Below are 2,159 nucleotides of genomic sequence, written 5' to 3' on the forward strand. Positions count from 1 at the left end.
AGGGTGATCCAGAGGCGGGCTTATGGTCTGCGCGATGAGGAGTATCTGCGGTTGAAAGTGCTGACCTGTATGCTGCCGGAGATATAGAAAATGCCCAAGATCACCCACTCATTTCCGCGAAGACCCAAAAAGCTTAGGAGGCATATTGATGTTTAATATTCAGATTTCTCACGTTAAGAGGATTCGTTACTTTAGGAGGCTTAAGAAGAGTTTCGCACCAAAAAATAAAAACATTCTAAGCCAGCATGGCGTGTTAGTCATTGCAATTGCTTTTGCTTTGCTAATTCCTTTCTTTCCTGCTTTAGAAAGCAGTCTTGATTCTATTAAAACCTCTTCCTATCCTGATGCATATGCAAAGACTGTTCAATTAGATAAGAACAGTGGGACAGAAATAGCTCGTGGCGTTATAGTAAAAAACTTAAATGTTAAACAAGTACTTACGCATCAATATGATGTTTTTTCAATAGCATTCAGTCCAGATGGTTCACAATTGGCTACAGGCGGAATATTGGATGGGAGAGTAAGCATTTGGGATGCTCATTCAGGGAAGTTAATAAGAGTTATATCGGATCAGGCGGGTTCAGTAGAAGTATTAACCTATAGCCCAGATGGGAAATATTTGGTCGCGGGTAGAGGATTTGTAAAGCGCATAAAGGGAAATACTGCTCTTAATATCTGGAATGCAAAAACAGGGCAGCTTGTTAATAACATTTCAGAACCCCGCAATGTTATGACATTGAAATTCAGCCCTGACCAAAAATATTTGGCAGTAGGTTTTTTAAAAGAACGAAATAATTTTAATGATATTTATATATATGATGCTATCAATTGGAATCAGGTTAAGACCTTATCTACTCCTGGTGGATTCAACAAAGATTTCTTCTATAGTCATGATGGAGAGAGATTTATTTACTGGATGGAAAATTCCTATAGTATTAACAAAAGCGAAAAAGAAAACGCGATAAATATACTTGATGCCAAAACAGGCAAGCAGATACGAGTGATTAAGGGTGAACCCTCTCAATCAGCTATTAAAGCAATTGCACTTAGCCCTGATAGCAAATTCATTGCTTCTGCTGATGATAAAAATATAATCAGAATATGCAACATCGACAAAGGAGCATTTACGAAAGTGCAAGCAGGACATTATGGTTTTAGCAATTTTTTGACATATAGTCCTGATAGTAAATATATCGTTTCGGTAGGCAATGATAAGACAATCAGAGTTTGGCGTGCAATGGACGACACTGCTGTTGCTTTATTAAAAATGGATAGTTTTGTTCATTCTGCAGCATTTAGTCCCGATGGAAGGTATTTAGCAGCATCTGTTGGCAAGAAGGTTGTAATAATGGAATTTAGAAGCTTCTAAATAAAATCTAATTGTTAAGGGGGCGTAAAATGATCTCAGTATCGGACTACTCGATTTTCAGTGCGCATGTTTATGGTGGAGAAAATGCTCCAGCTCTTCCAGATGGGTGGAGTCTACTTGGCAATCCTGTTTCAGATCCAAACACTGGTTTTTATGCAGAGGTTTACACTAATGGTAGTGAGATTGTAATAGCTTATCGAGGCACAGAAAAAAATGACATAAGGGATTGGGTTTTTAATGACCTTTATTTAAATCCTGTAAGTGATCTCTTGCCAGCTCAGTTTTCCAATGCACAGCTATTATATGAAGAAATTGCTTTGAAAAACCCCTTAATTCCTATTTCTGTCACAGGTCATTCGCTTGGAGGCGCTCTTGCAGAGCTCGTGGGCGCTGCAAATAGCATTTCAGGGACGACGTTTGGCGCTCCTGGAGTGCAGCATCTGTTAGATGACTTGAGTGCTTTAGGTTATAGCCCAGATGGTAGTAATATAACCAACTATGTCAATCCCTTAGATATTATTGGGAATCTGTTTACCCATGTGGGTACAACGATATATTCAACTGATCCATTTATGGCTTTACTGGACAGTGTCGCTCCAAAGCCATTTCCACTGCTTTCTTTAGCTAAAGAAATGCTCGGGCAACACTTTATAGATACCTATCGCGAACTTTTCACCGCTGCCAATAACGCTTTCAGCCCTATCACCCTTGATTTAGACAGAGACGGAGTAGAGACGACGCATGTGAAAGACGGCGCCTACTTCGACCACGACGGCAACGGATTTGCCGA

General features: G+C 39.7%; 2 protein-coding genes. Both read left to right on the forward strand.

What is annotated here, in order from left to right; all coding sequences use genetic code 11:
- Positions 1-148 precede the first annotated feature (148 nt).
- Positions 149-1,369, forward strand: a complete 1,221-nt coding sequence (locus AB1414_19685; protein MEW6609636.1) for a WD40 repeat domain-containing protein — start codon at positions 149-151, stop codon at positions 1,367-1,369.
- A 29-nt stretch (positions 1,370-1,398) separates the two neighbouring features.
- Positions 1,399-2,159, forward strand: a 761-nt coding sequence (locus tag AB1414_19690; protein MEW6609637.1) for an Mbeg1-like protein, incomplete at its 3' end; no start/stop codon positions are given.

The sequence above is a fragment of the bacterium genome (assembly GCA_040755795.1).
Lineage (GTDB): Bacteria > UBA9089 > CG2-30-40-21 > CG2-30-40-21 > SBAY01 > JBFLXS01.